Source organism: Bombilactobacillus sp. ESL1202 (assembly GCF_058107125.1).
The window spans coordinates 235768-260884 of record NZ_CM176590.1; the positions used below are offsets into that span (position 1 = coordinate 235768).

Consider the following 25117-nt stretch of genomic DNA (forward strand, 5'->3'; position numbering starts at 1 on the left):
TTTACCTCTTCTTTTTCGGTGTTTTGCGATAAACTGGCCGTTGATGCGCCAACTCAGCTTGAAATTGTGCGTAATTTTGATAACGACTCGTTAAAATTTTTCCTTGCGTGACCGCTTGCTTCACAGCACAATTCGGCTCTTGTAAGTGCAAACAACCACGATATTTACAATCAGCTTGTACTGCCTGAAAATCAACAAATAATTGTGGTAACTGCTCTTTGGTAACTCCTTGAAATTGCAGAGCCGAAAAACCCGGCGTATCCGCAATCAAGCCTTCTGCTAAGGGATATAACGTCACTAAACGAGTGGTATGTTTACCCCGATTTAAACTGTTAGAAATAGCCGCTGTTTTTAATTTTAACTCCGGTAGCAATTGATTGAGTAACGTTGATTTACCAACACCAGTTTGCCCAGTAACTACAGTTTCCATTCCCTTTAAAGACTGCTTTAAGGCGACCAAATCCGTTTGCTCAAATACTAAATAGCCCCACCGTTGATAATAAGCTAAAATTGGTTGGATTGCTAGTAGCTCAGCTTCTGTAGCCACATCGGTTTTACTTAAATAAATAATTGGTTTAATTTTTTGCAACTGTAAATTGACTAAAAAACGATCTAATAAATTAGTGGAAAACGCCGGTTGAACGGCGGACATTACAATTAAAGCCTGATCAATGTTAGCAATTAACGGCCGGATAATTTCATTTTTGCGCGGATGAATCTTGAGCAAATATTCTTGTTCAAAATCGACCAGATCGCCGACAATTGGTTTGATCTTTTGTTGCCGAAAATTCCCGCGCGCCCGTGTTGTCACAACGCGCCCGTCGGGTAATTGTACATCGTAAAAACCACTATTTGATTTAATAATTTTCCCTGTTTGCATTTTAATCAGCCGTGACCGTTTGCGAATCAATGGTTTGTCCATCGCGTTCCACTAAATATTGACCACTTTGTCCTTTATTAAGTTGTAAGTTAATTGTTATCGGTGTATCAGCTGTAATGTTCAAAGTTTGATAAACATCATTTAAATTATGATTTAAATCTTTGACAAAAATTTTAACCACATTATTACTATTTCCAGTCTGACTATTATAGGGTACATTAACAGTCCGCGAAATATTTTGCACATTATTTGATTGCGCGGCCTCATTCGTTGCCGCTGAACGATTTGGTGGTAGGTTATCGGCAGTTTGATTGCCACTAGAAATATTAACTGTCAATGTACTTCCGCTAACCACTCGGGTTCCAGCACTCGGATTTTGCGAAATAACTAAACCCTTTTCGGTTGTCGAGGACGGAATATTTTTAATTTCTAATTGTAAGCCTTCCTCATTTGCATAATCTTGTACACCGCGTAAATTATATCCAGTTAAATCTTTAACCACGAGCCCGGTGTTTTTAATTCCTAAAGACACGGTTAAGTGAACGGTTCTACCTTGAGAAATCTTTTGACCATTAGCTGCTGGTGTTTGTTTAATAACTTTACCCGCAGCCACACTAGTTGAATAGCGATTATGACGTTTCACGGTAAAACCAGCATCTTGTAGCTTTTTACGTGCATCGTAATAATTCCACCCCCGAACATTGGGTAAGTTCTGCTTTTTTGGCCCCGTACTTTGAACTAGTTGGACTTTAGTTCCCGATTTTAAATGACCACCCTTGGGCGGAATTGAGCGGATAATATTATGCTTTTTCACAGTATTACTAGTTTGACGCGTCACCGTTCCTAATTTTAAATCGGAGTTATTTAAAACTGCTTCCGCTTGATTTAAACTTAAATCACTTACATCAGGAACCTGAACTTCCTTACGGTTAAACCAAATTAAAAAATAGGCAAGCAACACTAAAATCGCCAATGTCAATAGCCACCAAAACCAATGCCGCTTTTTCTTTTTCTGACTTGGCTTAACTGGAGCCACCGTTTGGTCGGAGGCTGGATTAACCTCGGGGGTTAAAGATTTTTTGGCCACATTAGATAAAACTTTTGTTTCTTCGGTATTTATTGGTTCCGGAATAAAGCATGCCTCATTAACGCGACTAGGATCCAAGCTAGTTGCTAAATCTTGCGCCATTTCCTCTGCGTTACGATAACGCTGTTCGGGTACTTTAGCTGTCGCTTTATAGACAACATTCGCTAACGCCTGGGGGATTTGAGCATTAATTTCCCGTAAATCTGGAATTGGCTCATTAAAATGCTTTGCCGCCACTGCCATTGAAGTTTCTGCATCAAATGGTAAATGGCCAATTAACATTTCAAAGAGAATAATTCCTAAAGAATAAATATCTGATTGCACCGTCGCTTGAGCTCCCCGAACCCGTTCTGGTGCCATATAATGAACCGAACCAATCGTTGAATCGGATTGCGTAATGGATTGTTCCCCTAAAGCTAAGGCAATCCCAAAATCGCCGACCTTTGCGTGGCATTGTGGCGTAATAAAGACATTTTGCGGTTTTAAATCCCGATGAATAATGCCACGATTATGAGCCGCTTTAACGCCTTGTAAAATTTCTGACATCAACCGGATAATTTGGGTATGTTGTAGCGGAAAATGTTGGTGTAAATACTTTTTTAAAGTTGGTCCTTGCACATATTCCATCACAATGTAGGGAAAACTATCATCACCAATATCTAAAATATTGACAATATAGGGACTGGATAATTCACTCATGGCTCGTGATTCACGTTGAAAACGGCGCCGAAATTGTTGATTATCAGTTAAATCTAAGCGTAAACTTTTCAAGGCTATCCGCCGATGTAAAAATGTATCCTCAGCCAGATAAACATTCGACATTCCACCTTCGCCTAAAGTGTCCAATATCAAGTAACGTTCAGCAATTAAATCCCCTTTATTAATCATTTTGACTCACCCCTTGTTGAGCGGCCATATCAATTACTAAAGCGGTAATGTTATCTAACCCACCAGCCAAATTAGCTTGTTGAATCAATAAATCACATTTTTCCTGGGGCGTTAGATTTTGCTCTAAAATTTGTTGAATTTGTTGATTAGATAACATATTAGTTAATCCGTCAGTACATAGTAGAATTTGGGCTTGTGATTGTAAATTGAAGAAGCCAAAAGTGGGTTTGACATCCTTTGAAACCCCTAAACTTTGGGTGATAATATTTTTATTCGGAGAATTGCGCGCCTGCTCGGGCGTAATTTCGCCTGCTACTAATAATTCGTTAACTAATGAATGGTCAAAACTGACCTGCCGTAATTCTCCTTGCACCAATAAATAACAACGACTGTCACCAACGTTAAAAACCGCTAATTGTTGCGGCAAAATAAACGCGCCCACAATCGTTGTACCCATACCATTTAATTCCGTATGTTCATTAGCCGTCGCTACTATCCGTTGATTTTCTTGAACTAAAAAATTTTCGGTCCACTGTGCTAATTCGTGGATATCTTGGAGTTTATTTTGTTCAAAAGCCGTTTTAAAATGTTGAATTACCATATTAGACGCAACATCACCACCGCGATGTCCACCCATTCCATCAGCAACTAAAGCTAAAATAACATCTTTTTGATTTTGATAAACTTGAACGTCATCTTGATTAGTTTGGCGCTGACGCCCAATATCTGTTGTAAAAGCAATTTGCATAATTTATTTCACCTTTTTTAAACAAGCAATAAAAAAACCATCAGTTTGATAATCATCCGGATAAATCTTTAACATTTGCTTTTGTAAAGCTAGGTGCCTAGTCGTTTGGACTGGTACCAATTGAAAATCGGTGTGGGTCGTTAAAAACTGCGTAATTACTTGTTGATTTTCTTGATCAAAAATCGTACATGTACTGTAAACTAAGTAACCCTGCGGTTTTAATAGCGGCGCAACAGCATTCAAAATCGCCTGTTGAATCTTGGATAAATTCAAAATATCACTTAATTGCCGACCATAACGAATTTCTGGTTTCCGGCGCATCAAGCCAAAACCAGAACATGGTGCATCAACTAAAATGCGATCAAAACTAGCTGGTGCAAACTGATCAGCAACTTGGCGCGCATCTAAAGCCTTAGTTTGGACTAGTGGCCATACTCCCAAACGTTGGGCGTTATTTTTGATTAAACGTAATTTTTTAGCATGAATATCTAAGGCGGTCACCTTGCCTTGACCAGCTAACAAACTCGCAATTTGAGTGGTTTTACCTCCTGGAGCAGCACAAGCATCTAACACTTGATTGCCTGGTTGAACTTTTAAAGCTGGAGCCACTAACATTGAGCTTTCGTCTTGAATCGTACAAAAACCGTTCTGAAACCATTTTGAACCAGCCCCAAAACCATGCTCAGCTACTAAGGCCTGCTCACTAACTTCGCTAGGTTGCACTGCTAGGCCTTCAGCTTGCAATTGACTTTGTAATTCAGTACGACTAATTTTAGCTGTGTTAACACGCAGCGATAATCTAGGCGGCTGATTTAAGCTGGCCAATAATGTTTGTGTTTTAGCTAGCCCCAATTGTTGTTGCACTTGTTCGATAATCCATTGCGGAACGCTATATTGAATGCTGAGCTGCTCTAAAGTGGGCAAATTAGTTAAACTGCGCCAACCATTACGTAACAAATTGCGTAAAACTGCCGTCACCAATTTAGCTAAACCGAGATTTCCTTGAATTTTAGCCAATTGTGTTGCTTCAAATAACACTGCCCGATCAGGAATGCGATCCAAGTATTTTAACTGATAGACAGCAACGCGTAAAACATTTTGAACCCATGGTGCTAACTTCTTGCCCTTTAGATACGGTGCTAATTCATAATCTAAAGTTAACTTGTGTTGCAAGACTCCGTAAACTAATTGGCTCAATAAACGTTGATCAGCTTCATTTAACAATTTTTTCTGTAAAGCTTGGTTCAACAACTGATTTGAATACCCAGCATTACTAAAAACTTGCGTTAAAATTTGCACCGCAATTGCACGGACACTCGTTTTAATTGATTGTGTCACCAACTTGTAAATCCTTTCCTTGACCATTTAAATAAGCATTAATGGACATGATTTTTTTACCCGCTGGTTGAACTTGTTCCAAATAAATAATGGAATTATCACCGGCGGCAATTCCTAATCGTTTTTTTGTCCGAACGACAATTGTTCCTGACTTGGCAGTTGTCGTTTGTTCACTCAAGGCTGTTTGGTAAACTTTTAACCGCTGACCCTTCATCAATAAATAAGCCACCGGATCCGGATTCAAACCACGCACTTGCCGGTCAATTTTTAAGGCCGGCTGCTGTAAGTCAATTTGTTCTTCTGCAGCTTTTAAATTAGGCGTAATTGTCACTTGACTTTCATCTTGTTTTTGCCGGGAATTAGTTTGCTTAATTACTGCCGGCAAAGTTTTTAATAACAAATCACGCCCTATGACCGCTAACTTCTCAAATAATGACCCCGCCGTATCTTTGGGCAAAATCGCCAAACTTTGCTGACTAATAATATCGCCTGCATCCATCTGCGATGCCATGTACATGATTGTTATACCAGTCATCTGATCACCATTCATAATGGCTCTTTGAATTGGTGCACCACCACGATTGTGTGGTAACAATGATCCATGAACATTAATTGCCGCAATTTTAGCTGCTTGTAACAACTTATTAGGTAAAAATTGACCAAAGGCTGCTGTAATAATTAAATCCGGCTGCAAATTAATTAATTGCTCCAATTCCAAACTACCGCTCAATTTTTCTGGTTGAAAAATCGATAAATGATGTTGCAGGGCAAATTCTTTCACCGGTGAAAATTCAATTTTTTTCTTTCTTCCAACTTGCCGATCAGGCTGTGTCACCACCGCACTAATTTCATAATTAGCCGCTAACAAACCTGCCAAAATGGTCACTGAAAACTCTGGTGTACCCATAAAAATAATTTTTGTCATAATCTACTCCAATTGTTGTGGCTCATGATCCAGCGCAACTAAAAAACCTTGGCGACGATCAATTTGCACATTATTCATAATTTGATGCAAAACTCGAAACAGTGCAGCGTTTTGACGATATTTGATGACAATTTGATAATAATAGCGATTATCTACACGTCCCACTGTTGGTTGTGTTGGCCCCAATATCTGCTCTCGTTCCCGTAAAACTGGTTTAATACGTTTAGCTATATTATATGCCATCTTCAAAGCCGCTGCTTGAGATTTATGGGAAACACTAATTTTAATTAAATAAAAATAAGGCGGATAGCCTGCCTGATGCCGAAATTTCATTTCTTGTTGATAAAACTTTTCATAATCTTGTTTGGCTGCTAGTTGAATTGCATAATGATCAGGATTATAGGTTTGAACATAAACTTGACCAGGTCGTTGGGCTCGACCAGCTCGGCCACTAACTTGCGTTAATAACTGAAAAGTTCGTTCACTGGCTCGAAAATCACTTAAAGCTAACCCCGTATCGGCGTTAATAACGCCCACCAAAGTTACCCGTGGAAAATCCAACCCCTTAGCAATCATTTGGGTACCTAATAAGATATCGCCTTGCTGTTCAAACTCAGCCAATAACCGTTGATGAGCACCCTTTGTTTTCGTAGTATCATTATCCATCCGAATAATTTTAGCGGTAGGAAAAATTTGCGTTAATTCTTGTTCAACCTTTTGTGTTCCGGTACCATCAAAACGAATTTTATTACTACCACATTGCGGACACTTTTTTAATAACGGCTGACTAAACCCACAATAATGACATAACAAACGATGCTCTTTTAAATGGACCGTCAACGAAATATCACAATTAGGACATTCAGGTACAAAACCACACTGGCGACAAATTAAATAAGACGCAAACCCCCGACGATTTAATAATAAAATTGCTTGTTCACGATTGGCTAAAGTGTTTTTTAAGCCTTTTAGTAAAGGTTTTGATAAATCTAGTTGTGCTGATAATTGTTCTGGCTGACGTAAATCAATAACGGTAACTGTCGGTAAAGCCTGATTATGCACACGTTTAGTTAAGCGAACTAATTTAAAAACACCTTTTTGACCGCGAGCACGTGTTTCTAAACTAGGAGTAGCACTGCCTAATACCACAGGACAATGATGATAATTGCCGCGCCATAAGGCAACATCACGGGCATGATAACGGGGATTATCTGATTGTTTATAACTAGCTTCATGTTCCTCATCAATAATAATGACACCAATATTAGTTAAAGGAGCAAAAATAGCCGACCGGGCGCCCACCACCACTTTAGCTTGACCTTGCTGGATTCTTTGCCATTCATCATAGCGCTCACCTTGTGATAGACCACTATGCAAAACTGCTGTTTGCTTGCCAAAACGTCCCCGCACCCGCTGCACCATTTGTGGTGTTAGCGATATCTCCGGAACTAACATTAAAGCACTTTTTCCCTGCTCCAAATAGTGTTGAATTACTTGTAAATAAACTTCAGTTTTACCACTGCCAGTTACGCCTTCTAACAAAATAGGTTGTTGTTGATCGGCAATAATTTGGCTAACAGCTGCTTGTTGTTCCTGGGTTAACTGCTTGGGCTTTGTTGCTTTGACTGGCTCTTGATTCGGATCACGCCATAAAATTGTTTGTTCCTTAGTAAACCAGCCTTTGTTAAGAACAGCATTAATTGTTGCATTAGTAATTTGATAATCACGTTTTAAACGACGATAACTAACACTAGTTAAATTAGTATTACTAAATAATTGCAATAATCTCTTTTGTTGCTTAGCATTTTTGGGTAATTGCGCCAATAAGGCTGGATAATCTAAAGCCCGCCGTTTTAATACTAATTGTTGTAAATGGTGCGCTTGATTTTTTAAGATATATTTGATTGCTACTCCGCCTTGTTTTTGCCAAGTAGCAATCTGACGTTGTTGTGACACCGTTAATTTGGACAAATCCACAAATTCTGAACCGTTAAACAAAGCGGATTTGCTAATTTGCTGATTTAAGGCAACTGCCAATTTCTGGGATTTAGACCGCATCAAATTAGGTAGCATGGTCTGTAAACAAGAAATCCGAAAAGCAAACGTATTTTGCGCCAACCAATCGGATAATTGTAACAATTCTGAATTTAATACCGGTTGTAAATCTAATACCGCGGTAATGGCTTTGACCTTACCAGTAAAAGCACTAGTCGAACTGATTGTGATGACAAATCCCTGAACCAAACGAGCCGAGCGACCAAATGGAACACTAACCCGAACACCAGGTTTAACTAATTCTTGCAAATCAGTTGGTATTTCATAATCAAAAGTATGATCCGTTTGTTTGGTCGGCACATCCACAATTACTTGCGCATACAAATAGCTTTTCATCTCCTATCTTACTGAAAAATTTAAAAATAATCTTGTTATAAGATAAAGCGTTCAAATCAAAGACAAAAAAACTCCACCAGATTAACATCTGAATGGAGTAGCATTATAGACCTTTGTTCAAATCTTCTAAACGCTCATGCTCAGCTTCTTCCAGATAATCAATGCGCTCAGCACTACGTTCACTTAAAATCGACTCTGGGTCAACTTGAATTTTTTGATCAGCAATTTCTTCTAAAGCTTTGCCAACGGAACGTGGTGATTCATAACTACTTAACATTTCCACATCACCGTCATCAATTTCATGAGCACGCTTAGCTGATAAAATTGCTAAAGAATAACGTGAATTAACTTGATCTAATAATTTATCAATTGAGGGATAAGAAATCATATCAATTAGCTCCAATCATTTTTTGATAGCTGCCAATGACTCGTGGAACACGTAAATGTTCACTGCGGACAATTTGTTCAATCCGTTTGACAGCTTGCGGTACTTCATCATTAACTACTGCATAATCATAGTTTGACATCATTTTGATTTCTTGTCTAGCTTTTTCCATTCTTTTATCAATTGTTACTTGATCTTCGGAACCACGATTGATAATTCGGTTACGTAAGCTAGACAAATCAGGTGGTGTCAGAAAAATAAAAACACCATCCGGCATTTTTTGGCGTACTTGCATCGCGCCATTAACTTCTATTTCTAACAAGACATCAATGCCTGCATTTAAAGTCTGTTGAACATAACTCAATGGTGTTCCGTAATAATGATCAACATATTGAGCGTACTCTAACATACCGCCATTCTTAATTTCTGATTCAAATTGTTCTTTAGTCCGAAAAAAATAGTCAATTCCTTCTTGTTCACCAGCACGTTTTTTTCTTGTGGTCATAGAAACCGAATACTTAAACTTAATTGCTGAATTTTGCAAAATTGCCTTGCGGACGGTTCCCTTCCCCACACCTGATGGACCTGATAATACAATTAACATACCTTTTCCCGAGACCATATAGACACCCTTTTAACACAAAATATTTACTTTACATGATGCACCATTTTCAATGTTTTTTCAAGAGTTGTTTACAACAATTATCATTTTTGCGCCAGAATTAATAATTCTTGTGCATGTTTTCGGGTAATGGTCGTAACTTTAGTTCCCTCTAACATCTGTGCAATAATTTCAATTCTTTGCTGCTGATTCAATAATTCAATTGTTGTGATGGTCTGAGCCGACTGAACCTGTTTTTGAACTAAATATTGGTGACGACTATCAGCTGCCACTTGTGGTAAATGAGTAATACATAAAACTTGAACCGTTTGCGCCAGCTGGCGCATTTGATCACCAATCGCTTGTGCTACTCGGCCACTAACACCAGTATCAATTTCATCAAAAACAATCGTTTCGACATTTTGATACTGCGCCAAAATCGTCTTTAAAGCTAACATTATTCTCGCCAATTCCCCTCCCGAAGCTACTTTCGCTAAGGGTTTTAAATCCTCACCAGGGTTAGCTTGTAAATAAAATTCAACAGCTTGATTGCCCTGGGTCGTAAAATCTTGTTTAGTAAACTTCACTTTAAAAACGGTATTTTCCATATACATCGCTTGCAATTGCTGCCTGATTTGTTGAGTCAATTGACTAGCAGCTAGTTGGCGTTTTTGATTCAAGTCCTCCGCTTGAACCGTCAATTTGCTTTCAAGCGTCGTAATTTGTTGCTGTAATTCTTGGGGATCGACCAACTCCGCTTGTAATTTTGCTAATTGCGCTTGTGCTTGTTGATAAAATTGTAAAATTTCTGAAATATTAGTACCATATTTTTGCTTTAAATTGCGAATTAACTGTAGTCGCTCTTCAATCATCTGCAATTTTTGCGGATCAAAATCACCCTCGTCTAATTGACTGGATAACTGTTCTTGACTATCTTGAAGATTGTAATACGCATCACTGAGCTCTTGTTCGATTTCCGCAAAAGTCGGATCTAAATCTTGAATTTGTTGGATGTTTTGTAATGCTTGATTGAGTTGATCCAATAAACTTTGGTCACCACCAGCCAATAATTGATAAGAATCATTTAAAGCCGTATTAATTCTTTCAAAATTAGCTAATTTCTGTTCTTCCTCCAAAAGTTCATCTTCTTCATCAACACGCAACTGAGCTGCTGAGATTTCTTTAATTTGAAATTGCAACATATCAATTTGTTGAGCTCGTTGTTGTTGATTTTGTTGAAGGGAAACATACTGTCGCTGTAACTTTTGATAATTTTCATAGATTACTTGATATTTTTGTAAACTAGCTAGCGTTTGTTCACCACCAAATTGGTCTAATAGTCGCACATGGCTCGTAGGATCTAACAATTGCTGACTTTGATTTTGCCCACTAATATCAACTAAATATTGCCCTAATGTTTTTAAAGTAGTTACCGGAACTAATTGATCATTAATTCGACAAACATTACGGCCATTGCGGTGTAACTCCCGTTTCACAATCAGCGTTTGTTCACTGAAGTCAATCCCCAAATTATGACAAAAATCACCAATTATTTTTTGATTGGCATTATCAATGGTAAACATTCCTTGAACCAGGGCTTTATCAGTACCACTACGAACATATTCACTAGAACCGCGTTGACCAATTAAAAGTCCCAACGCATCAATAATAATTGACTTACCTGCTCCGGTTTCGCCCGTTAGTGCTGTTAAACCTTGGTAAAAACAAACATCAACTTGGTGAATAATCGCAAAATCTTGAATAATTAACTCCTGCAGCATGTTAACCCCTCACTAATGTGTTTTTAACTGTTGATAAGCCCGCTTTAAAACTTCATCAATTTTAACTGACGCCCTTATTTTACCTGTTGTCTCACTTAAGCGTAAGTGAACTAAAAACTCAATATTACCACCACTACCAGTAATCGGTGAATAGTCTAATCCCAAAACATCAAAATTTTGCGTCACGGCAAAAGCTAAAATCTCGTTCAAAACTTGCCGATGAACCTGCGGATCACGAACAATTCCGTGCTTCCCAACCTTAGTTTTACCAGCTTCAAATTGCGGTTTAATTAAGCAAACTGCATCATGATGTGGTAATAAAATTTTAGTCAGTGGCGGTAAAATTAATTTCAAAGAAATAAAAGAAACATCCGTCATTGCAAATGCTGGTAAACCTTGAGTGAAATCTTGTGGTTGACTATAACGAAAATTAACCCGCTCCATAACTTGAACGCGGGGATCGGTGCGTAATTTCCAAGCTAATTGATTATACCCCACATCTAACGCATAAACACTTTGAGCACCATGTTGCAAAGCAACATCAGTGAAACCACCGGTCGAAGCTCCTATATCTAAACATAACAAATCCGTTAAATCAATTTGAAATACATCTAATGCTTTAGCTAATTTTAACGCACCACGGCCAACATATTGCTGATGCTTGCGTGCCTTTAAATGTAATTGACTGGTAATTGCAATTTTTTCACCAGGTTTATCCAACCGCAAATTATCTTCATTATAAACTTCGCCAGCCATAATAGCCCGCTTAGCTTGTTCACGTGAAGTAGTTAAACCTTGATTAACTACTAACACGTCCACTCGTTCTTTTTGAATAGTCATTGTTGATGATCCTCCAACTCAAAATAGGCTAATGAATCAGCTAAATAACTATTATCCAAATTAATTACCGCTAACTCTTGGTGAGCTAATTTTAAAACAGTCTGCAGCTTTTCTTTTGCCCCACAGACTCCTAAAATTTCAGGATAAGTATTCTTACCTGCTATTTGATCTTTACCAACAGCTTTTCCCAAAGATTTTTGATCACCAATAATATCCAATAAATCATCATAAATTTGAAAAGCCAAACCAAAATTTTGGGCAAACTTTCGCAAATGTTTAACCGGTATGGTCGATAATTTTAGACAAACGGCTCCCATTTCCACACTCGCTTGAATTAAAGCGCCTGTCTTTTGCTCATCTAATTGCGTAATTTGCTCTAATGTCAAAGTCTGACCCGTTTGGACAATATCAGTCATTTGCCCAGCGACCATGCCCTGAATGCCAGCATCCTTAGCTAAAACATAAACTAATTGGGCTTTTATTTCAGCATCTAAGTCATTAGCAGCCAACCAAACAAAAGTATGTGTCAATAGACCGTCGCCTGCTAAGACTGCTCGACCAGTTGTAAATTTTTTATGATTAGTTAATTGACCACGACGATAATCATCATTATCCATCTCTGGTAAATCATCATGAATTAATGAGTAAGTGTGAATTAACTCTAAAGCACCGGCGATTTTAAAGTATTTAGTCAAGTCTAATTGCGGAGCAAAAGATTTTAAGGTCGCCAGAAACAAAAACGGTCGTAACCGTTTACCACCGGCTTGTAGAGAGTACAACATTCCTGCTCGTAATTGCTCCTGTTGAACTTCATCAGCAAGCTGCTGATACATAAATTCATTAAATGGAACTAACAATTGGTCGTATAAATTAGTAAATTTATTCATCTTTAGTCTTATCCTGATCTGCTTCAGAAGTTAATTGAAAATCAGCTTCCTGACCATCTTCATTCATAACTTTGGTCAACTTTTCTTGAGCCTTTGTAAGGGTTTGTTCTAATTTTTGACTTAAAGTTACTCCTTTTTGAAACTGATCCATTGCTTCTTCCAAAGGAACATCACCCGTTTGTAACTTTTCGACAATTTGCTGAAGTGCTGCTAAATTTTCTTCAAAACTATGCTTTTTTTGTGCCATCTTGACCTACCTTAATTTCTTGAATAGTCGTAGTTAATAAACCATCTTTTAGTTCCACTTGCAGTTGATCTTTTAATTTAACTTGGTCAACACTAGTGATTGTTTGCTCTTGAACGTGCAGAACAGCATAACCGCGGGTCAATGTTTTCAAAGGACTTAAGTCATCTAGAATGCCGTATAAATGGCGCACTTGCTGTTTTTTCTGCTTTAAATAATTATCATAATCAGACTGAAGTTTGTTTTCTAATTCACTGACTTTTTTTTGCAACATTGAGACCTGTGGTTGTTGATACAGCAAGCTCTGTTGTATTAATTCTAATTGATGACGATGTTGTCGTAACAGATTAGTTACTACCGTCATTAATCGTAAAGTCAGTTGATCTACCCGCTGTAAATAGTCCTGATATAGCGTTTGAGGATTTTTAAATAAATAGCTTGTTTGATATCGTTCAAGTAACTGCTGTTTTTGGCGTAAAATTTGTTTAACCATTTGATACAGTTGTAATTTTATTTGGCGTAAATTGGCAATCACTTCACTCAAGACTGGTGTTGCCAATTCAGCAGCTGCTGTCGGTGTTGGTGCCCGTAAATCAGCTACATAATCAGCAATTGTCGTATCCGTTTCATGACCCACGGAAGAAATAACTGGAATTTTCGAAGCAACAATTGCGCGCGCAACATTTTCTTCATTAAATGGTTGTAAATCTTCAATAGAACCACCACCTCGGCCAATGATAATAGTATCAAAATTTGCTAAATCATTAACTTGTTTTAATCGCTGGACTAAGCTAGCGGCTGCCTGTTCTCCTTGGACTTGTGCTGGAAATAAAACCAATTGGGCAATAGGATAACGGCGTTTAACCGTCGTTATGATGTCACGAATTACGGCTCCCGAAGGACTAGTAATCACGGCAATTTTCCTCGGAAACTTCGGAATTTGATTTTTAGGTAGGTCAAAAACACCTTCGGTTTGCAGTTTTTGTTTGAGTTGCTCAAAAGCTTGATATAAAGCACCAACACCATCGGGTTGCATTTGCTCAATATAAATTTGATATTGACCAGTTGGTTCATAAATTGTTACCCGTCCACAAACTAAAACTTTCATTCCTTCTTCAGGCTCAAACTTCAACTTTTGAAAAGCACTTTGAAACATAATGGCTGAAATCTTAGCGTGTGGATCTTTTAATGAGAAATATTGGTGCTTTGGCCGACGGCGAAAATTGGAAATTTCACCAGTTAAATAAACTCGTTGATTCAAATAAGGATCCAAATCAAACTTTCGTTTCAAATATTGTGTCAGCGCACTAACAGTTAAATACTCTGATGTTTTCAAACATTTTTCCTCTGTTGAGCTAGATTAATTACTTGTTCTAACAAACCGGTAATCGTCATGGGACCAACGCCACCTGGTACCGGTGTAATATAACTAGCAACCTTTTCAGCGCTAGCAAAATCAACATCCCCGACCAGTTTTCCCTGCTCATTATGATCCATTCCCACATCTACAACTACGACTCCCGGTTTCAGATAATCAGCCGTAATGTATTCAGCTTGTCCAATTGCTACAATTAAGATATCAGCTTGTTTTGTTACTTGTCGCAAATTTTTGGTCTGCGAATGAGCCAAAGTAACCGTTGCATTTTCCCGTAATAATAAACCAGCCATGGGTTTACCAACAATATTACTGCGTCCCACAATCACTGCTTGTTTACCAGCAATTGGAATTTGATAATCGTGAAGTAATCTTAAAATACCGCGTGGGGTGGCTGGAAAATTTCCCGGCTCACCAGACCACAAACGGCCAATGTTTAACAACCCAAAACCATCAACATCTTTTTGCGGATCAATAGTATTCATAACTAAATCAGCATCAATTTGTTCAGGAAGTGGCATCTGCACTAAAATTCCATCAATTTCTTGAGTTTGATTCAGTTTTTGAACTAAATCTAATAATTCTGTTTGACTAACTGTTACTGGTAAATGATACAACTGATAGTTAATCCCGATTTTTTCAGCCCGTCTTTTTTTATTACGAACATAAATTTGACTGGCAGCATTGTCACCAACTAAAATTACGGCTAAACCGGGAACAATATTTTGCAGCTTTAATTGTTGAATTTGTGCTTGAAAATGTTTATCAGCCACTTGAGCAGATTTCTTACCATCCATTACAATTGCCATCATATTTACCTCCCTTATCTAACGGTTATTCACAATCAACTTAATATCCTAGGTTTACTATACTAATATTCAAACTTGAGTTCAACTTTACTACAAGCTAAGAAGTGCAGGTTGCTAATTAAGTTTCGCATGAAATCAAACAAGTATTATTTTGATACGATATTCAACCAATTACCGAACTTAAAATCATAAAAAAAGTGCTGTTTTCACAGCACCTTACTTTGCTTGAGTAGGCGACTGATCAGTAAAATGAGACAGCACCCCATTAATAAATTTCTTTGATTGCGTTTCACTAAATTGTTCTGCCAACTCTAAGGCTTCATTAATCGCTACTTTAGTTGGAATTGCAGGACTGTACAAAATTTCAAATAATCCTAATCGCATGATGTTAACATCACTACGACTAATTCTTTTTAAAGACCAGCCCTTTTTTAGATATTGACTTAATTGTTCATCTAAATCTAGCTTATGCTCTAAAACACCATTCACTAAAAAATTAAGATACTCTGGAACTTCATTGATATCTTGTAAAGACAAAACTTCCTGAATAGCAGCATTAACAGTTTGCTGTGGTAGAGAATCAATCAAAAATAAAGTTTGAAAAGCAATCTCGCGTATATTATGTCGATTTAAAGTCACTTTCACGCCACTTTCTGGATTCAAATTTTAGCTAATTTTGCACTAACATTTTCTTTTTTAGCCACTAAGCCAACCACGTGAACATTAACTTGAGCCATTGTTAAGTCAGTCATAAATTGTAGTTGTTGGCTTAAAGATCTTTGTAAAGCCATTGCAACTTTAGGAACGGAGACACCATATTCTAAATAGACATAAACGTCAGCAGATAAGCGTTGTTTTTGATCATCATAAGCCACATTAACACCCTTGCCACGATTCTGGCGACCAAATAAGGAATTGATATTGTTGGCTAAAGTACCACGCATTTCATAAACACCATTAACCTGTGTTGCCGCAATCCCTAATAAGACTTCTAAGACATTAGTTGCCACATGAATGTTGCCTAATTTATCATTTTGCGTTGTAGCAATCTGTAAATATTTATTATCAGCCATCCTAAAGTCTCCTTCAATTAACTTACAATTATTTATTAGCTCGTGAACTGTAACTACCATCAACCGTATTAATTGTTAAAACGTCACCTTCATTAACAAAAAATGGTACTTGGACAACTAAACCAGTTTCCATTGTAGCAGGTTTACTACCACCAGAAGCTGTGTCTCCCTTAATTCCAGGTTCAGTTGCTGCCACTTTTAAATCGACAACGTTAGGGATATCAATGCCCAATGTTTCTCCACCATGCATGATCACATTAACTTCCATGTTTTCCACCAAATAATTTAATGCATCACCCATATTTTCTCGGGGCAACGATAACTGTTCGTAGGTATTAGTATCCATGAAAACATAGTTATCACCATCAGCGTATAGATATTGCATTTTTTTATTATCAATTTGTGCTTGTTCGACCTTTTCGGTTGAACGGAAAGTCTTTTCCTGAACAGCTCCCGAACGTAAATTCTTTAACTTAGAACGGACAAACGCACTCCCTTTACCTGGTTTCACATGTTGAAATTCCACAATCCGCCATAATTCACCATTAACCTGAATTGTCAATCCATTTTTAAACTCATTAACTGAAATCATTTTAAACTCCTAGAATCTTTAAAATTATTTTATGACTTCCTAGCAAACCACTAAGAAACCAGATCTATTTTCATAACTAGCTAATACTTATTAATTCCCAATTGCACAATAAGTGAATAAAAGTTACTTAACATTAAAGGTTGATCGAAAAGATTTAATTCTTTCAAGTTCAGCCCACTGACGTTTGAAGTATAATAAAGAATTAATATTCATTTAATCACTTATAAAAGTAAAATTATCATCTCATTATCTAAAACCTTTTGATAATTGGAATTTAATGTTCCTGAATAAAGTATATCATAAACCGGCTACAAATTTATATTTAAAAAAAGGCCGCTCACGCGGCCCTCTTAAAATTAATCTTCAGTAATAACTGAAACTTGCTTTTTGTCACGTCCTAGACGTTCAAACTTAACAACACCTGGCTTTAAAGCAAATAAGGTATCATCACTACCGCGACCAACATTAGCACCAGGATGAATCTTAGTACCACGTTGCCGATAAATAATTGTTCCAGCATTAATCCGTTGTCCGTCAGCACTTTTAGCACCTAAACGACGACCAGCAGAATCACGACCATTGGCAGTTGAACCGCCCCCCTTATGGTGAGCGAAGAATTGTAAATTCATTTCTAACATAATTGTTACCTCCCAACTATTCCTGTTTTAAATCAACACGGACAAAATCACCGTAATTTTCAACTATCGATTGTAATATTTGATAACAATTATCCATCAATGTTTGTACTTTGATTAACTGATCATAATCACTTATTACTCCATAATCAACTACACACTCCAAGTAACCACCAGTATCAGGCGTACTTTTGATCTGCGGAGTAATTCGAGCAATTGATTGTAACGAATTAATAGTTCCTAAACTAATGGCGGAAACAGCCGCACAGACAATATCCTGTCCGTAAGCCCCAGCATCCGCATGACCAGTAATGACAAACTTCTTGCATTGACGTAATTTATTACAAACAAAAGTTGCCCTAATCATTATTAGGCTTCAATCTTGTTAATTACAACTTTAGTATAAGGTTGCCGATGACCCTTTTTAGTATGGGAATGTTTCTTAGGCTTATACTTGTAAGTAATAACTTTCTTTTCCCGGCCTTGTTTTTCAACAGTACCAGTAACTTTAGCTCCTTCAATTGTTGGTGTTCCAACAGTAATGGAACGACTACCGACTAAAAGAACTTGATCAAAAGTTACTTCTTGACCTTCTTGGACATCAAGCTTTTCAACAAAGATCGCTTTATTTTCTTCAACCTTGTATTGCTTGCCGCCAGTTTTAATAATTGCGTACATTTGTACACCTCCATTCTTAGACTCGCCACACTAGGCGCTTTAAGCTTAAACCTAGTCATGCGCGGTTGCAGCTGTGGTAGCACAATTACAACTGTTTAATTGTACAAAAAAAGTAGCTATTCGTCAACTAAATTTTATTATCAAGAAATTCGTAATGAACCAAACCACGCAAATCATAATCACGACCTTGCAAATCCGTAAAGTTGCCGTCTTTATCACGAAGTTGTTGCTTTAAGTGATCAATTGCTGCTTGATCATCAGCGTACACAGGCACATTCAAAATTCGACCATCAGAAAAAGTTAACTCAGCTTTAATTTGTGGACGAGCAGGTTGAGATTTTTTGAGCATGGCCTTCAGCGTTTTTTTCTTCATCATAATCACCAAACAATTAAAAGTTTATTTATTTTTAATTTTACCACAACTAAAATTGTTCTACCACTGGTCATGGTTCCATAAGCGGCCATCAATTTCTACTTGTAATTGCTGTAATCTACGATCTTGTTCTTTAATTAACGTCATTAATCCGCGCCAAAAAGCACGTTTTTCGTATTGTGGTTCTTGTTGTATCAACTGTTCTAATTGCTCAATAACCCATTGATTATTTTCATTCAAGATTTTCTGTTTCACCCGCCTTAATTAATTTTAAAGTATCCGTGCTCGTTTCTATTTGTAGCATATTCTGATTTAACTGTTCTTGAATCAAGCCAGTCATTGGATTAGTAGACGTTTTATTTAATTGAGTTAATTTTTGTAAGTACCATTGACTGCGGTTGAACAAAGAATCAGGTTGAATTTGACTTAAGTAACGTTGGTAATCCATTAATAACTGTTGTTGTTCGACTTCATTTAAGTAAGCAAATTGATAAATGGGAAAAATTGGTAACCAATGCATTTGAGATTGCTGAGCTAGAGCCTGCAGTGGTGTTAGTAACTGGGTCAAGCTAAAGCCAACTTTTCCGCCCGCTTGAAAAGCGGTTTGGGGTAAACCAGTTGAAACTACTACTCCAAGTTGCTTACCAATTAATTTTTGTTCAACAAACTGTGTAGTTAAATAGTGATCTTGCCAAGACTTCAATTCAGTTGGAATCGTGTACCAATATAGTGGAAATTGCAAAATAATTCGTTCAGCCTGTTGTAACAATTGCTGCTCTTGGATAATTGAAGTTTGTTGTTGAGAACTAATATCATGCCAAGTCGTTTGCGTTAAGGTAGCTCCTTGTTTTAAAAATTGCTGGGTGGCGGAATTATCAATCTGGTGATGTGCCACAATGATTAAAGTTTTCAATCAATCTCCTCCCTTTCCAAAAAGAAACTGTGACTCCAATCGGTTATCCGTTGTGTCACAGTTTAAAGTATTAGTATAAATCATTAATCTTTTTTATGCTTGTCAATTTTCTTATTAATTTTTTGAGCAACATCATCTTTGGCATCTTGAAATTTATCCTTGACCTTACCCATGGCTTGTTCAGCTTTACCTTTTAATTCTTTTGAATCATCTTTGGCAGCCTTACCCAAAGTTTCATTAACTTTTCCTTTAACTTGATCCATTTTACTACTCATAACCTCAAACCTCCTCTATACTTAACTTCATTGTAGAAGTTCTGTGAGCGCTTCGTAAAGAAAAGTGCCTCTGAGAATTAATAGCGCATTCTCCCATGAACCTAAAACCAATAGGAAATGATTTTTAAAATGGATACAACCACACAATTAAAAAAACAAGTACTATTCGCCGATAGTTTTATTGATTAATTTTAACAACTGCTCGTGGAGCATTTGGTGCTTGCCACGCAGTTTTAATGTTAGTCAATGAATATTGTTTGAATGGTACCGTCCACTGATTTTGTGCTGCTAAGATAAAGACTTGTTGAATTGACTGTAATAAATTATTTTTGGTTAGCGCACCGATGCCTGAACCCATTAATTGAATATTTTTAGATCTTAAAATTGTCGCTGGCAAATTAATCTGTGCCCCAGTTACTGAACCAATTTCCACGTACCTAAGGTCAACCGCCTTTAAACTAGTAGCTAAAGTATTTAAAATTATTTGTGCAGTTGATCCCCACAAATAATCTAAAACTATCGTTGTTTCATTAATTAACGGTTGTAAATCCAGTTGACACTGACGCAATTGCTGAGCATTTTGTAAATCATAGGCACCCCATGAAAAATAATTGTCCACTCCTAGTTGCGCCAATTTGGCTTCGTTACGCCCCATAGCAATCACTCTTTTTGCTCCCAAGGTATAAGCCATTTTAACTGCCAATGAGCCAGCTGTTCCCGTAGCACCGTTAAATCAAAACTGTATCGCCCTGTTGAATTTTGGCACGATAAACCAAAGCCGCATATGAGCTCATTGCTGGATTGGCAATCGCTGCTGCAGTCAAAGCGTCTAATTGATCAGGAATCGGTATTAAAGACTTAACTGGTACCAAGGTTTTTTCCGCTAATGCGCCGTAAGGCCATTGTGGATCAAGAAAGTAAACCCGTTGACCATTAGCTAGTTGCCCAACATCATCAACCCCACCAATTCGTGGGAATTGTTCATGATTTGAATAATGTTTTCCCATTGAGTGAGATTTATTGAACATACTCAATACACTAGCTTGAACGGTAACAACTTTTTCATTTTTGGTTTCTAGTGGTTCAACAACTTTTATTATTTCTGGTAGCAGACCCTTTTGTCGAATTATTGCTGCTTTCATGATTTTGTTCTCCCTTTATGTACCAATGTACATAAGAGAATAACATATTTAGGTGCATTTTGCACATAATTTTGTTATTATTAAATCATGAATAATGTACAAATCCAAACTTTTTATGAACAACTAATCGAAATTGCTTATTTCTTTCATCAACCACAAATCGATCAAAATTTAATAAAAAATGCTCATGTCGACCTAGATTATAAATTATTACCCCTGTTTGCAACCATCGCACGAAAATCAGTAACTAATGTGGGAGATTTGGCTAATTTTTTAGGCAGCTCTCATTCTACTATCAGTCGCCAACTTAACCGCTTGGAGCAAGCAAAACTTATTATAACAAAAGTTAGTAGCATCGATTCTCGCAGCCGATTAGTCAAATTGAGCCCCTTAGGAGTAAATTTCAATGCCAAAATTGTTCAAGCCCGAAGCCAAACCCTTCAGCAAGTGCTCAGTCCCCTGTCTAAAGAACAACAAACTCAAATTGCCGACAGCTTAAAACTTTTAAATCAACTACTGCATCCCAATCAAAATTGATGATCTGAATTAATTTTAAATTTGACTATAACGGATTAATTCCACATCATGATCCCACAACCAGATTTTTGTTTGTGGATCACACAACATCGCTACTTCTTGAGTTCGTGGAACGGTTAAACTAGAGTGTGTCAAAATAAAATTGTCTAAATATCCCGGATGACAAACCATGACTTCATAACCGTCAGCACGCTGGGTTAAAGCTGCATGTTTTAAAGCTTTAAATGGCTCATAATTAGGCTGCATACTTTGCATCTCAATATAAAGATTTTGCTGGTTTAGTCGTGTTGGTTGATTATCAAAATGAAATTCTAAAAACCGTAATTGATGACGTTGAGCAACAATTTTCAATGCACGAACAAAATTATCACTGACAACTGCATGACCTTCAAAATAATCTGGTTTACGTCCAACTAATTCAACGAAGCGAGCATATTGTGCTTCAATTTCTAGAACTGCTTCATCTAAACTAACAAAATCACTTTGTGCTTCACGATAAATCTTAGATGGTTTAAATTCACCATTAGGAGTAGTCAAACTTGGTACTTGGTTAAAAGTAACTACTGGTTTTCCTGTACAAATAACTACATGTAACCCTAAATCAATGGACTGTGGTGCCATTTGTAATAGTGCTTTGATGGCTGCTTGTGAAGTTGGCATATTAACCATAATCCCGACATTATTAATTAAACCTGAACGAACGGTTTTTAAAATCCCTAGGTTAACCGCTTCACTATAGCCTAAATCATCAGCTCGTAGAATCATTTGCTTTTTCATTGTTTACTCCTCCACTGGTTGTAAATTAGTGACCGTCAGGTTATCTTGCTTTTTCTTACCTAAACCAATAACGTAAGTAGCAACAGCTGCCACCACAATAGCAATAACACCACTGATGATACCGTTAATTAAGTTGGTAGGATCATTGTGCACATAAGCCGTTAAAGACATGAAATTCGCTACCGGTACTAAAACATAACCTTTAACTTGACAAATAGCCGCATAAATAGCACCACAAAAACCACCGATCATCATGCCTAAAAAACTACGCTTATAGCGAACTGCAATGCCATATAAGGCCGGTTCCGTCACACCGCCGATAAAGCTAGCAATAAAGTAACTCCAAGCTAAGGCTCTTTGATTCTTATCTTTTAATCTTAAAGCAGCACCAATACACATTCCTGCCACGGACATACTAGCAGCTAAAGATCCTAACAACGTAAAATTATCAAAACCATTCTGAGCAATGACCATCATCATGGCTGAAATTAAAACTAAATGCATTCCAGTCATGACTAACAACTCCCAGATAGCACCAATAATGCCAATAGCTAAAACACTCCAAATGCCACCTAACTTACCAAAACCAATAATCGTGTCACAAACATACTTACCAATAAAACCACCCGCTGGTCCGAGAATACATAAAGAAATTGGTAACATTACTAAAATCGTCAATGTTGGTACAAAAATGGTACTCAAAGAAGCTGGAATAAATTTTTTGAAAAAGCGCTCAATATAAGACATAATCCAAACTGAAAGAATAATAGGAATAATAGTCGCACTATAATTAACTAAGGGCATGTGTAAACCAAACACTGAAAAACTTTTACCTGTAGTTACCATTTTAATCAACGTTGGATGTAGCATAATTGCACCTAAAAACATCGAAACCAATGGTTGGGTATGAAATTGTTTGGCAGCCGTGTAACCAATTAAAATAGGAAAGAAATAAAATCCGGCGTCGCCAACAAAAGTAAACAACCGATAAGTGTCACTGGTAGCGCTTAAAAGATGCAACATGCTAGGTCCTAAAACGGCTGCAAACATTTTAAACATTGAAGCAGCAACTAAAACCGGGATGAGCGGTGTTAAACATCCTGCCAACTTATTCATAATTGCGGAACCAACTTTTTTCCAAGTTAATTTTTCCTGATGAGGTAACGTTTGATCTAAGTTTTCCGCAATGGCTGGTGCTGGACTAAAATTAGCGATTTGACATAATTTTTCATAAACTTGATCCACCGTTTGGCCAATAATTACTTGGTATTGACCGGCTGAACGTCGAACACCAATCACCCCATTAATTTGTTGTACTGCCTGATCATCCGGCAAACTATTATCTTTTAAAATAAATCTTAATCTCGTCATACAATGTGTCACTGATTCTACATTATCTGCGCCACCAACTGCTTGTAAAACTTTGCTAGCAATTAGCTTAAATTGCTGCTGCTTATTTTGCACCATTAAAATCCTCTCCTAACTGTTGTTGTGTTTTTGAATTATCAATGATTCGTTTGATATACAACATCAAATAAAATTTTTCTGATTGGCTACTTTGAGTGTGATAAGATTGATCAATTAATTTACTAATTTGACAAGCACATTGATAAACTTGTGGCACTTGCTGTTGAAAAGTTTCATAAAGATTATTAGTTTGGTCGGTAGCCATTTGCTGCGCCTGTTTTAACCGTCGAATATAATAATTAAGATGCAAGACAAATCGATTATAGGTAAAACTCGAATGGTCAATTTTTAAACTAAATTGTTGCTCAATCAAATTCAATGACAGTTCAATTAATTTTTGCTCCTGTTGAACCTGTTCATCAGCGCTTAATGATTGACTATTTAAAAAATGCGTCGCAATGGCCGTAATTTCGGCTGTCGGTAATTGTACATGTAACTGTTGCTTAATTAATTGAACGGCGTATTGACCCACAGCAGTTTCTTGTGGGTAAAGTTGTTCAATATCATATGAATACAAAAGTTTTAGTTCCTGATAATTTTGGGACCGAATAATGGCAAAATTAATATGGTCAGCCAAACTAAAAATGATATTAGGATTAAACGGACGTTGAATTAGAGTCCGCGCTTTCTGCACAATTTGGGTACTGACAGTCAAGACATTTTCTGGCAATTCTTTGAGCAATTGTAAGTAACGATGATCTAATTTATAAAAAGTCATCGAGATTTGATGCAAATCTTTAATCTCATATGGCATTTGGGGAAAGCCGATTCCTTTACCAAAAGCTACCAATTCATTGTCATCATCATCTTTACATAAAGCAACGTTATTATTAATTTTCTTAATTGCTTGCATCAATTTATCCTCAAATCATTCTGCTCGTAATAAAACCTGTCCACTTTTAACCATCTTATGCGCTAATTTTCCCAAATTAATTGGTTGTTGATAACCACTAGTAAAAATTAACATTGTTGTCATATCTAATTTCTCTTGTTTCATAATTTGAGGGTCAAATTGTACTAATGGCATGCCAGCAGTAACATAATCATTAATTTTAACCAAAGATTTAAATCCGTGACCATTAAGCCGAACCGTATCCAAACCGATATGAAGCAAAATTTCTAAATTAAAATTGGCTGCTTTCAAACCAATGGCATGTTTAGATTGAGGCAAAGCCACAATTTGTCCCACAACGGGTGCCACAATAGTATTGGCCGTTGCCGTCGGTTGAATTGCAAAACCTTCTCCCATCATCTTCTGTGAAAAAACTTCATCATTTACTTCTTCTAGTGGTAAACATTGACCACTGATTGGTGCCGCTACCTCAAAGATTGTTGCCTTCTTTGTTTTCCTAAATTGCAAAATTAATGCTCCCTTCTGAAAATAAAAAAACGCTCTTTAAGACACTCCCCCCTTTATTAACAGAGAAGGTAATGCCTCAAAAAGCGAGTAACAATCCTTACTTATTTAAATTCATT

Annotated in this window: 31 protein-coding genes and 1 other annotated feature; of the genes, 1 reads left to right on the plus strand and 30 read right to left on the minus strand. The window is 37.1% G+C overall.

The features are described from left to right. Position 1: 1 nt before the first annotated feature. From rsgA to AC3B7A_RS01260, 26 genes are all read right to left on the minus strand, one after another. Positions 2-880, minus strand: coding sequence for a ribosome small subunit-dependent GTPase A (gene rsgA / locus AC3B7A_RS01135; protein ID WP_489756514.1), 879 nt, complete (start codon positions 878-880; stop codon positions 2-4). Between the two features lies 1 nt (position 881). Further along, complete coding sequence (gene pknB / locus AC3B7A_RS01140) at positions 882-2855, minus strand: Stk1 family PASTA domain-containing Ser/Thr kinase (protein ID WP_489755927.1); 1974 nt, start codon at positions 2853-2855, stop codon at positions 882-884. Further along, positions 2848-3603 carry a Stp1/IreP family PP2C-type Ser/Thr phosphatase gene (locus AC3B7A_RS01145; RefSeq protein WP_489755928.1) on the minus strand — a complete coding sequence of 252 codons (756 nt, stop codon included), beginning with the start codon at positions 3601-3603 and terminating at the stop codon, positions 2848-2850. The genes pknB and AC3B7A_RS01145 overlap by 8 nt, the downstream gene beginning before the upstream one ends. A gap of 3 nt (positions 3604-3606) precedes the next feature. Continuing rightward, positions 3607-4968, minus strand: a complete 1362-nt coding sequence (gene rsmB / locus AC3B7A_RS01150; protein ID WP_489755929.1) for a 16S rRNA (cytosine(967)-C(5))-methyltransferase RsmB — start codon at positions 4966-4968, stop codon at positions 3607-3609. Then, positions 4925-5866: a methionyl-tRNA formyltransferase gene (gene fmt, locus AC3B7A_RS01155; protein WP_489755930.1), complete on the minus strand. Its 942-nt coding sequence runs from the start codon at positions 5864-5866 to the stop codon at positions 4925-4927. Before fmt ends, rsmB begins: the two co-directional genes overlap by 44 nt. A gap of 3 nt (positions 5867-5869) precedes the next feature. Next, positions 5870-8257 (minus strand): primosomal protein N', encoded by a 2388-nt coding sequence (gene priA, locus AC3B7A_RS01160; RefSeq protein WP_489755931.1) that lies wholly within the window; start codon positions 8255-8257, stop codon positions 5870-5872. 103 nt (positions 8258-8360) lie between these two features. Beyond that, positions 8361-8645, minus strand: a complete 285-nt coding sequence (rpoZ, locus tag AC3B7A_RS01165) for a DNA-directed RNA polymerase subunit omega (RefSeq protein ID WP_489755932.1) — start codon at positions 8643-8645, stop codon at positions 8361-8363. A gap of 1 nt (position 8646) precedes the next feature. Then, complete coding sequence (gene gmk, locus AC3B7A_RS01170) at positions 8647-9264, minus strand: guanylate kinase (RefSeq protein WP_489755933.1); 618 nt, start codon at positions 9262-9264, stop codon at positions 8647-8649. Positions 9265-9347: 83 nt separating this feature from the next. Beyond that, positions 9348-11024, minus strand: a complete 1677-nt coding sequence (gene recN, locus AC3B7A_RS01175) for a DNA repair protein RecN (RefSeq protein ID WP_489755934.1) — start codon at positions 11022-11024, stop codon at positions 9348-9350. A gap of 12 nt (positions 11025-11036) precedes the next feature. Further along, complete coding sequence (locus AC3B7A_RS01180) at positions 11037-11864, minus strand: TlyA family RNA methyltransferase (protein ID WP_489755935.1); 828 nt, start codon at positions 11862-11864, stop codon at positions 11037-11039. After that, positions 11861-12751 carry a polyprenyl synthetase family protein gene (locus AC3B7A_RS01185; protein WP_489755936.1) on the minus strand — a complete coding sequence of 297 codons (891 nt, stop codon included), beginning with the start codon at positions 12749-12751 and terminating at the stop codon, positions 11861-11863. The genes AC3B7A_RS01180 and AC3B7A_RS01185 overlap by 4 nt, the downstream gene beginning before the upstream one ends. Then, entirely contained in the window at positions 12744-12998 is a 255-nt protein-coding gene (locus AC3B7A_RS01190) for an exodeoxyribonuclease VII small subunit (protein WP_489755937.1), read from the minus strand. The genes AC3B7A_RS01185 and AC3B7A_RS01190 overlap by 8 nt, the downstream gene beginning before the upstream one ends. Then, positions 12979-14331: an exodeoxyribonuclease VII large subunit gene (xseA, locus tag AC3B7A_RS01195; RefSeq protein WP_489755938.1), complete on the minus strand. Its 1353-nt coding sequence runs from the start codon at positions 14329-14331 to the stop codon at positions 12979-12981. The genes AC3B7A_RS01190 and xseA overlap by 20 nt, the downstream gene beginning before the upstream one ends. Next, on the minus strand, positions 14328-15179 hold the full coding sequence (folD, locus tag AC3B7A_RS01200) for a bifunctional methylenetetrahydrofolate dehydrogenase/methenyltetrahydrofolate cyclohydrolase FolD (RefSeq protein WP_489755939.1): 852 nt from the start codon (positions 15177-15179) through the stop codon (positions 14328-14330). The genes xseA and folD overlap by 4 nt, the downstream gene beginning before the upstream one ends. Before the next feature lie 216 nt (positions 15180-15395). Then, positions 15396-15818 carry a transcription antitermination factor NusB gene (gene nusB / locus AC3B7A_RS01205; RefSeq protein ID WP_489756515.1) on the minus strand — a complete coding sequence of 141 codons (423 nt, stop codon included), beginning with the start codon at positions 15816-15818 and terminating at the stop codon, positions 15396-15398. Between the two features lie 20 nt (positions 15819-15838). Continuing rightward, on the minus strand, positions 15839-16252 hold the full coding sequence (locus tag AC3B7A_RS01210) for an Asp23/Gls24 family envelope stress response protein (protein WP_489755940.1): 414 nt from the start codon (positions 16250-16252) through the stop codon (positions 15839-15841). Between the two features lie 28 nt (positions 16253-16280). Next, complete coding sequence (gene efp / locus AC3B7A_RS01215) at positions 16281-16844, minus strand: elongation factor P (protein ID WP_489755941.1); 564 nt, start codon at positions 16842-16844, stop codon at positions 16281-16283. A 356-nt stretch (positions 16845-17200) separates the two neighbouring features. Then, positions 17201-17482, minus strand: coding sequence for a 50S ribosomal protein L27 (gene rpmA, locus AC3B7A_RS01220; RefSeq protein WP_489755942.1), 282 nt, complete (start codon positions 17480-17482; stop codon positions 17201-17203). Between the two features lie 16 nt (positions 17483-17498). Then, on the minus strand, positions 17499-17846 hold the full coding sequence (locus AC3B7A_RS01225) for a ribosomal-processing cysteine protease Prp (protein WP_489755943.1): 348 nt from the start codon (positions 17844-17846) through the stop codon (positions 17499-17501). 2 nt (positions 17847-17848) lie between these two features. Then, positions 17849-18157 carry a 50S ribosomal protein L21 gene (rplU, locus tag AC3B7A_RS01230; RefSeq protein ID WP_489755944.1) on the minus strand — a complete coding sequence of 103 codons (309 nt, stop codon included), beginning with the start codon at positions 18155-18157 and terminating at the stop codon, positions 17849-17851. An 8-nt stretch (positions 18158-18165) separates the two neighbouring features. After that, positions 18166-18234 (minus strand) — a sequence feature (ribosomal protein L21 leader region). 50 nt (positions 18235-18284) lie between these two features. Then, complete coding sequence (locus tag AC3B7A_RS01235; RefSeq protein WP_489755945.1) at positions 18285-18530, minus strand: hypothetical protein; 246 nt, start codon at positions 18528-18530, stop codon at positions 18285-18287. 60 nt (positions 18531-18590) lie between these two features. Further along, positions 18591-18770 (minus strand): hypothetical protein, encoded by a 180-nt coding sequence (locus AC3B7A_RS01240; RefSeq protein WP_489755946.1) that lies wholly within the window; start codon positions 18768-18770, stop codon positions 18591-18593. Then, entirely contained in the window at positions 18763-19443 is a 681-nt protein-coding gene (locus tag AC3B7A_RS01245) for an NAD(P)H-dependent oxidoreductase (RefSeq protein WP_489755947.1), read from the minus strand. Before AC3B7A_RS01245 ends, AC3B7A_RS01240 begins: the two co-directional genes overlap by 8 nt. 83 nt (positions 19444-19526) lie before the next feature. Next, a complete protein-coding gene (locus tag AC3B7A_RS01250; protein ID WP_489755948.1) occupies positions 19527-19718 on the minus strand; it encodes a CsbD family protein in 192 nt (63 codons plus the stop codon). A gap of 178 nt (positions 19719-19896) precedes the next feature. Then, a complete protein-coding gene (locus AC3B7A_RS01255) occupies positions 19897-20421 on the minus strand; it encodes a hypothetical protein (protein ID WP_489755949.1) in 525 nt (174 codons plus the stop codon). 25 nt (positions 20422-20446) lie between these two features. Then, the gene (locus tag AC3B7A_RS01260) at positions 20447-20860 is read right to left on the minus strand and encodes a hypothetical protein (RefSeq protein WP_489755950.1); all 414 of its coding nucleotides are present in this window, start codon (positions 20858-20860) and stop codon (positions 20447-20449) included. Positions 20861-20947: 87 nt separating this feature from the next. On the opposite strand from AC3B7A_RS01260, the gene AC3B7A_RS01265 reads away from it, so the two are divergent. Then, a complete protein-coding gene (locus AC3B7A_RS01265) occupies positions 20948-21397 on the plus strand; it encodes a MarR family winged helix-turn-helix transcriptional regulator (protein WP_489755951.1) in 450 nt (149 codons plus the stop codon). A 15-nt stretch (positions 21398-21412) separates the two neighbouring features. On the opposite strand, the gene AC3B7A_RS01270 is transcribed toward AC3B7A_RS01265, so the two are convergent. Genes AC3B7A_RS01270 through AC3B7A_RS01285 form a run of 4 tightly spaced genes read right to left on the minus strand, consistent with a single transcriptional unit; the run spans position 21413 to position 25001 of the window. Continuing rightward, positions 21413-22174 carry a ChbG/HpnK family deacetylase gene (locus AC3B7A_RS01270; RefSeq protein WP_489755952.1) on the minus strand — a complete coding sequence of 254 codons (762 nt, stop codon included), beginning with the start codon at positions 22172-22174 and terminating at the stop codon, positions 21413-21415. A 3-nt stretch (positions 22175-22177) separates the two neighbouring features. Beyond that, positions 22178-23641 carry a PTS transporter subunit EIIC gene (locus tag AC3B7A_RS01275; RefSeq protein ID WP_489755953.1) on the minus strand — a complete coding sequence of 488 codons (1464 nt, stop codon included), beginning with the start codon at positions 23639-23641 and terminating at the stop codon, positions 22178-22180. After that, positions 23628-24494: a PRD domain-containing protein gene (locus AC3B7A_RS01280; protein ID WP_489755954.1), complete on the minus strand. Its 867-nt coding sequence runs from the start codon at positions 24492-24494 to the stop codon at positions 23628-23630. Before AC3B7A_RS01280 ends, AC3B7A_RS01275 begins: the two co-directional genes overlap by 14 nt. 15 nt (positions 24495-24509) lie before the next feature. Beyond that, complete coding sequence (locus AC3B7A_RS01285; protein WP_489755955.1) at positions 24510-25001, minus strand: PTS sugar transporter subunit IIA; 492 nt, start codon at positions 24999-25001, stop codon at positions 24510-24512. Positions 25002-25117 lie beyond the last annotated feature (116 nt).